This window comes from Collinsella aerofaciens (assembly GCF_015670795.1).
Lineage (GTDB): Bacteria > Actinomycetota > Coriobacteriia > Coriobacteriales > Coriobacteriaceae > Collinsella > Collinsella aerofaciens_Q.
In genome coordinates this window covers 86,428-93,200 of the sequence record NZ_JADPCJ010000004.1, presented here as the reverse complement: position 1 = coordinate 93,200, position 6,773 = coordinate 86,428, and the positions used below count along the sequence as shown (strand labels likewise).

Here is a 6,773-nt window from a genome sequence, read left to right as displayed (position 1 = left end):
GGAGCATGGCCACCGGACCCATCGAAACACATCTCCACCATTCCTTCAACTGGGAAAATGCCGCCCCCGGGGCCCGGATAGGACCTCGGGGGCGTTCGGTTAACTGCGGGAGCGTGCCGTCAGCTCAATGTGTTCGGTTGGGATCGGAAATCAACCTTTTCCGGAATCGTCGTCGGCCTGGGTACGTTGTTTACCACCGAGGCGATCTTTGGCGAGATGGCCACTGCGGGCCATCTTTGGTTTGATTGCTGGAATGTGCTGCTCCAGGGTGGTTGGACGCTCTTTAACCAGATGCCGTTGCTGTTTTGCGTAGCGTTGCCAATCTCGCTCGCGAACAAGCAGAACGCTCGCTGCTGCATGGAGGCTTTGGCCATCTACCTTACCTTCAACTACTTTGTTAGCACAATCTTGGGGCAGTGGGGCCCTGTCTTTGGGGTCGACTACTCTGTCGAGGCGGGCAGCGGTACTGGTCTTGCCACTATCGCAAGCATCAAAACGCTTGATATGGGCATCATGGGCGCGCTCATTATCTCTGGTATCGCCACGATGCTGCATAACAAGTTCTTCGACACCGAACTTCCTGAGTGGCTGGGCGTGTTCTCGGGCTCCGTGTTCATCTATATGATCGGTTTCTTCGTTATGGTTCCGGTCGCTCTTATCGCCTGCCTGGTGTGGCCGCATGTTCAGGCTGCTATCTCCGCCTTCCAGGGATTCATCCTTTCCGCCGGTACGTTTGGCGTGGGTGTCTTTGCTTTCTTCGAGCGCGTGCTGATCCCTACAGGCCTGCACCACTTTATCTATACGCCGTTCTATTACGACAACGCGGCGGTCAACGGCGGCATCTTTGCTGCTTGGGCCAACATCCTGCCCCAACTGGCTGCGGATCCGAGCATTGCTCTTAAGGATGCCGCACCCTGGGCTGCCTATACCTGCCCTGGTTGGACTAAGGTCTTCGGCTCGCTTGGCGTCGCCATTGCGTTTTATATGACCGCCAAACCCGAGCGCAAGCAGCGCGTCAAGGCTCTGCTGATCCCGGTCACCCTTACCGCTATGCTTTGCGGTATCACCGAGCCGCTTGACTTCACCTTCCTGTTCATCGCGCCCGGCCTGTTCGTCGTCCACTGCGTGCTCGGAGCGCTTGGCTGCATGGCTCAAAACCTCCTTGGCGTCGTGGGTATCTTCGACGGCGGCATCATCTCGATGCTCTCGTGGGACTGGCTGCCCCTTTGGGCCGCACACGGTCTGCAGTACGCCATCTCCATCCTTGTCGGTCTGTGCTTTACCGCTCTTTGGGTTGTGGTCTTCCGTTTCCTGATCGTCAAGTTCGACTTTAAGACCCCCGGTCGCGAGGATGACGATGTTGAGGTCGAGCTCAAGTCCAAGGCCGACTACAAGCAAAAGCAGGGCGGTGCTGCTGGCAAATCGGTCGCCCAGAGTAAAGATGATGAGCGCTTGGTGCTTGCCGAGAACATCCTCGATCTGCTCGGTGGCACGGATAACATCATCGATGTAACTAACTGCGCTACCCGTCTGCGCGTTAACGTCAAGGACAAGAGCGTCGTTGCACCCGAGGCTTCCTTCAAGGCGATCGGTACGCATGGCTTGGTGGTCCAAGGTCAGTCAATCCAGGTCATCGTCGGCCTTAGCGTCCCGCAGGTTCGCGAGAAGTTCGAGAGTCTTCTGAAGTTCGAGAGTCTTCTGTAAACCATCGTCCATCGAAACAATCGGCCTTGCAGAGCCGGTATGCACCGCAAGGCCGATTCTAGAGATAAAAAACTCCACTTCTAGGTAACAATTCCAAACCGTGCAGGCCGCGTACGGGGATGGATTGAGCAAGCGGCCAGAATGAGGAGGACATCATGTCCAAGAAAAACTATGCCGTGACCATTGCCGGCGGTGGCTCTACCTTCACCCCGGGCATCGCTCTGATGCTGCTTGAGGAGCGTGACCGCTTCCCGGTCAACAAGGTGACCTTCTACGACAACAACGCCGAGCGCCAGGAGATCGTGGCAAAGGCCTGCGAGATCTATTTCCACGAGAACGCCCCCGAGGTTGAGTTTAGCTACACCACCGACCCCGAGACCGCATTCACCGGGACCGACTTCGTGCTTGCTCACATCCGCGTCGGCCTGTACGCCATGCGTGAGCTCGACGAGAAGATTCCTCTCAAGTACGGCTGCGTTGGCCAAGAGACCTGCGGTGCCGGCGGTATCGCCTACGGCATGCGCTCCATCGGTGGTGTCATCGAGATCCTCGACTACATGGAGAAGTACAGCCCCAACGCCTGGATGCTCAACTACTCCAACCCCGCGGCCATCGTCGCCGAGGCCTGCCGCGTGCTGCGCCCCAACAGCCGCATCATCAACATCTGCGACATGCCGATCGACCTCATGGATAAGATGAGCCGTATGTGCGGCATCAAGGATCGTCGCGAGCTGCAGTATAGCTACTACGGCCTCAACCACTTTGGTTGGTGGAGCAAGATCTACGACAAGGAGGGTAACGACCTCATGCCGCAGATCAAGGAGCACATGGCAAAGAACGGCTACTTGGACGGCATTGAGCACGAGGCCGGTAAGGAGCAGCACGTCGAGGAGAGCTGGATTCACACCTTCGGCAAGGCCAAGGATGTCTATGCTGTCGATCCCGAGACGATTCCCAACACCTACCTCAAGTACTACCTGTACCCGGACTATGTTGTCGAGACGTCTGACCCCAACTACACTCGCGCCAATGAGGTTATGGACGGCCGCGAGAAGAAGGTCTTTGGCGCTTGCCGCGACATCATCGCCAAGGGTACTGCCAAGGACGGCGGCTTTGAGCCCGACGTACACGCCAACTACATCGTCGACCTTGCCTGCGCGCTGGCCGAGAACACGCTCGAGCGCTTCCTGCTGATCGTCCCCAACGATGGTGCTGTGCCCAACTTCGACCCGACGGCCATGGTCGAGGTGCCTTGCATCGTTGGCTCCAACGGCTTTGAGAAGATCTGCCAGGGCCCGATCCCGCAGTTCCAGAAGGGCCTGATGGAGCAGCAGGTTTCCGTCGAGAAGCTCGTTGTCCAGGCTTGGGTCGAGGGCAGCTATCAGAAGCTCTGGCAGGCGCTCACGCTCTCCAAGACCATTCCTTCGGCAAGCGTTGCCAAGCAGATCCTGGACGAGCTCATCGAGGCCAACAAGGATTTCTGGCCCGAGCTTAAGTAAGGACTGCTGTCTCGAACCCTCACGCATCTCTGCTTCATTTGCGCCGCCGTGGTGTCCGGATTCGCCCGGATGCTGCGGCGGCGCTATACTTATGAAGTTTGAAGTACCTGTACCAAAAGGAGCTGTCGTGTCCCTTTCCATCGGTATCGTGGGCCTGCCCAACGTGGGCAAGTCGACGCTGTTCACCGCGCTTACCAAAAAGACCGGCCTTGCCGCCAACTACCCGTTTGCCACGATCGACCCCAACGTGGGTATCGTTGACGTGCCCGATAGCCGCCTGCAAAAGCTCGCCGACATTGTCAACCCGGGCCGCATTGTGCCGGCGACGGTCGAGTTCGTCGACATCGCAGGCCTGGTGAAGGGCGCCAACGAGGGCGAGGGCCTGGGCAACCAGTTCCTGGCCAACATCCGCGAGACCGATGCCATCTGCGAGGTCGTGCGCTACTTTAAGGATCCTAACGTCATGCGTGAGGTGGGCCGCACGGGCGAGTTCGTCGACCCCGCCGGTGACGCCGATACCATCATGACCGAGCTCATCCTGGCCGACATGGGCACGCTCGAAAAACAGCTGCCCAAGCTCGAGAAGGAGGCCAAGCGCGACAAGGAGCTCATGCCCAAGTTCGAGGTCGCCAAGCGTCTGCTTGCCTGGCTCAACGAGGGCAAGCGCGCCGCATCCATGGAGATGACCGACGAGGAGCGTGCTGCCGCCAAGGGCCTGTTCCTGCTCACCATGAAGCCCATCCTGTATGTGGCCAACGTGGACGAGGACATGCTCAACGAGGACCTGGCGCCCATCGATGGTGTCAAGCCGCTGCCCATCTGCGCCAAGATCGAAGCCGAGCTTTCCGAGCTCGACCCCGAGGACGCCGCCGACTACCTGGAGAGCCTGGGCCTGGAGCAGCCTGGTCTGGACGTGCTCGCGCAGGCGGCCTATAAGCTGCTCGGTCTGCAGTCGTTCTTTACGGCCGGCGAGATGGAGGTCAAGGCCTGGACGGTTCGCCAGGGCGCGACCGCTCCGCAGGCCGCCGGTGTTATCCATACCGACTTTGAGCGCGGCTTTATTAAGGCCGAGGTCATTGGCTACGACGACTACATCGAGCTCGGCGGCGAGCAGGGCGCCAAGGCCGCCGGCAAGCTGCGTATTGAGGGCAAGGACTATGTCATGGCCGATGGCGATGTCGTGCACTTCCGCTTTAACGTGTAAGGACGACGCACATGTTTAAATATGGCAAAAAAGCCGGCTACATGGGCATCGCGCTGCTGGTGCTTGCAGTGCTTCCGCTGGTGGTAGCGGCGTTTGTGATCCCCAACATTGGTCCCGAGGTGGCAACAAAGTTTAATGCCGCCGGCGAGGTGACGCGCTGGGGCAAGAGCTACGAGTTGCTGGCACTGCCGGTGCTCAACCTGCTGCTGGGCGTGGCGACGTACTTTACGGCGGGACGCCAGGCAAAGAACAACGAGGACTCCGCTGTGATGGCACGTCTTGCGTGCGAGCGCTACCTGCGTAACGGCTGCATCACGGGCGTGTTCCTCAACGTAATCAACGTCTACTTTATGTATTCGGCGATTACCGGAACGGGCTTTGGCCTTGGTTTCTAGCTTGTCCTTTTAGGCAACGAGCCTGCACGCATATTCAATGGCTGCTGCGAGGCCGCCGCTCGATCGTGGTTTAAAGACCATGTCGGCGGCGGTCTCGTTTTCGTATCCGGCGCCACGAAGGGCGAGTGCGATACCGGCTTCTAGAAGGAGCGGCAGGCCGCGTTGGCTGGTTGCGATTACGGCAGCCTGATTGAGCGAGCAGCTGTGCGCTTGGCATTGGATGGCAAGCTCACCTTGCGCCGGGCAAGGGATCAGAACGGTGGCGACGCGACTTGATAGCAATGCAAATGCTGTGCGCTCATCGGGCGAAAGGCATTCTGCTTCAACGACGACGAGCTTGGGCGGTGCGCTGTTTGTGCGAAGCGTGGCTCGGTACATGCGGACCGAAGAACCCGACATAGAAAACTCCTGTGTATTCGGCAAAACGTAAACTATAGTTTACGTTTATGTTCGGCTCCATTTCAAACTCGGCTGCATGGACGAACGTGCGAAACAGATTCTTGGCAGGCGGGTCGAAGAGACACGCAGGGACCTTGGTATCTCCAAGGTTGATTTTTGTGTGGCGACAGGAATCAGCCGACCCTACCTCGACCGAATCGAAGATGGGACGGCAAATTTCACGCTCAAGGTTCTATTTAAGATCGCGCCCGCACTCGGCATGACGGTGTCAGAGCTTCTTGAGGGTATCGAATAGAAGATGCCTATTGACCGGTGGTTACACCATCGGGATACGGTCGTGGTTGACTTGACTGTAGAACAGGCGCTGAATTTCTGACGCATCGCGTGACTGGCCGAGCGCCCACATGGTTTTGGCCACGAGTGTCTCGGTGGTCATATCGTCGCCGCGCAAAATACCTGGGTGATCGGCGTAGGCACGGCCGACCTCATAAACACCAAGGTCAAGGCCCTCTTCGGGGACCTGCGTGGTCATAACGACGGTGCGGCCCGAATCGACCCAGCGGAAAATCGTCTCCTGGAACGACTCGCCCGACTCGCCAAACTCGGGAATACCGCCAATGCCAAAGGTCTCAAGAATTACAGCATCGTAGCTATCGGCTAGGGCGTCCAGGATACCCGGGTTCACTCCGGGCGTCAGCTTAAGGACAAATACGCGCGGGTCGATACTGTCGTAGAAACGCACCGGGTTTTCGCCCTGATGCGTGCCGTGAAGCCCGTTGCGCACGATGCGGTCGTTGCGGATATAGGCGATGGGCGGATAGTTGACGCTAATGAACGCGTTAAAGCTCATGGTGCGCTGTTTGCGGGCGCGCGTGCCGGCAATGGCAACGCCGCCAAAAACGATCGACACATCGTGCGAATGCTCGTCGAGCGCATAGAGCAGGCTCTGGTACAGGTTGAGTTTGGCGTCAGTAAAGGGGTTGCCCATTGGCTTTTGCGAGCCGGTGAGCACGATGGGCTTGGGGCTGTCCTGGATCAGGTAGGAAAGCGCCGCCGCGGTGTAGCTCATGGTGTCGGTGCCGTGCAGGACCACAAAGCCGTCGTGGTCGGCATAGCCTTCGACGATGACGTCGCGGATACGCATCCAGTCACTGGGACGCATATTGGTGCTGTCGATGTTCATGGGCTGCACGACGTCGAGCTCGCAGAGGCCTGAGATCTCGGGGACGCTCTGGGCGAGCTCCTCACCGGTCAGGGCGGGGGAGAGGCCGTTGCCGTCCTCGGTCGATGCGATGGTGCCGCCCGTGGCGATGAGAAGGATGCGCTTCATGCTGGTATTCCTATCGTATTTGCCGCCGCAGAGGCGGAGTCGTTCGGCAGTATTGTGGCACAGGGCGTCCAATGTTCAAACGTATTACATCATCTGTAACGTTTGGTAACACTTCAATTGTCGTCAAATAGGGCCCAGGTCGTGCGTTTGCCGTGCGCTGACGGCTGTGAGGGACGAGAAACCCCATATAACGTGTACACTATGAAAGCTATTTCGTTCATTCACGCGGGTGGGCACCGGCT

General features: G+C 58.5%; 7 protein-coding genes. 5 read left to right on the top strand and 2 right to left on the bottom strand.

The window, feature by feature from the left end; genetic code table 11:
* Nucleotides 1-129 precede the first annotated feature (129 nt).
* The 4 genes from I4W09_RS02765 (at nucleotide 130) to I4W09_RS02750 (ending at nucleotide 4,802) form a co-directional block, all read left to right on the top strand.
* Entirely contained in the window at nucleotides 130-1,704 is a 1,575-nt protein-coding gene (locus I4W09_RS02765) for an alpha-glucoside-specific PTS transporter subunit IIBC (RefSeq protein ID WP_196031630.1), read from the top strand.
* A 155-nt stretch (nucleotides 1,705-1,859) separates the two neighbouring features.
* Nucleotides 1,860-3,203, top strand: coding sequence for a 6-phospho-alpha-glucosidase (locus I4W09_RS02760; protein ID WP_117716789.1), 1,344 nt, complete (start codon nucleotides 1,860-1,862; stop codon nucleotides 3,201-3,203).
* A gap of 127 nt (nucleotides 3,204-3,330) precedes the next feature.
* The gene (ychF, locus tag I4W09_RS02755) at nucleotides 3,331-4,407 is read left to right on the top strand and encodes a redox-regulated ATPase YchF (protein WP_055309950.1); all 1,077 of its coding nucleotides are present in this window, start codon (nucleotides 3,331-3,333) and stop codon (nucleotides 4,405-4,407) included.
* A gap of 11 nt (nucleotides 4,408-4,418) precedes the next feature.
* The gene (locus I4W09_RS02750; RefSeq protein WP_196031628.1) at nucleotides 4,419-4,802 is read left to right on the top strand and encodes a DUF1648 domain-containing protein; all 384 of its coding nucleotides are present in this window, start codon (nucleotides 4,419-4,421) and stop codon (nucleotides 4,800-4,802) included.
* 9 nt (nucleotides 4,803-4,811) lie between these two features.
* Here I4W09_RS02750 and I4W09_RS02745 read toward each other — a convergent pair whose 3' ends face one another.
* Nucleotides 4,812-5,201: a hypothetical protein gene (locus tag I4W09_RS02745; protein WP_196031626.1), complete on the bottom strand. Its 390-nt coding sequence runs from the start codon at nucleotides 5,199-5,201 to the stop codon at nucleotides 4,812-4,814.
* Nucleotides 5,202-5,277: 76 nt separating this feature from the next.
* On the opposite strand from I4W09_RS02745, the gene I4W09_RS10655 reads away from it, so the two are divergent.
* Nucleotides 5,278-5,496, top strand: a complete 219-nt coding sequence (locus I4W09_RS10655; RefSeq protein ID WP_035136926.1) for a helix-turn-helix domain-containing protein — start codon at nucleotides 5,278-5,280, stop codon at nucleotides 5,494-5,496.
* A gap of 21 nt (nucleotides 5,497-5,517) precedes the next feature.
* Here I4W09_RS10655 and I4W09_RS02735 read toward each other — a convergent pair whose 3' ends face one another.
* On the bottom strand, nucleotides 5,518-6,531 hold the full coding sequence (locus I4W09_RS02735; protein ID WP_196031624.1) for an asparaginase: 1,014 nt from the start codon (nucleotides 6,529-6,531) through the stop codon (nucleotides 5,518-5,520).
* Nucleotides 6,532-6,773: the final 242 nt, after the last annotated feature.

Bases quoted from the DNA above. Each gene is read 5' to 3' on its own strand.
- I4W09_RS02735 (WP_196031624.1), bottom strand. From the start codon at position 6,531: ATGAAGCGCATCCTTCTCATCGCCACGGGCGGCACCATCGCATCGACC.
- I4W09_RS02745 (WP_196031626.1), bottom strand. From the start codon at position 5,201: ATGTCGGGTTCTTCGGTCCGCATGTACCGAGCCACGCTTCGCACAAAC.
- I4W09_RS02750 (WP_196031628.1), top strand. From the start codon at position 4,419: ATGTTTAAATATGGCAAAAAAGCCGGCTACATGGGCATCGCGCTGCTG.
- I4W09_RS10655 (WP_035136926.1), top strand. From the start codon at position 5,278: ATGGACGAACGTGCGAAACAGATTCTTGGCAGGCGGGTCGAAGAGACA.
- I4W09_RS02760 (WP_117716789.1), top strand. From the start codon at position 1,860: ATGTCCAAGAAAAACTATGCCGTGACCATTGCCGGCGGTGGCTCTACC.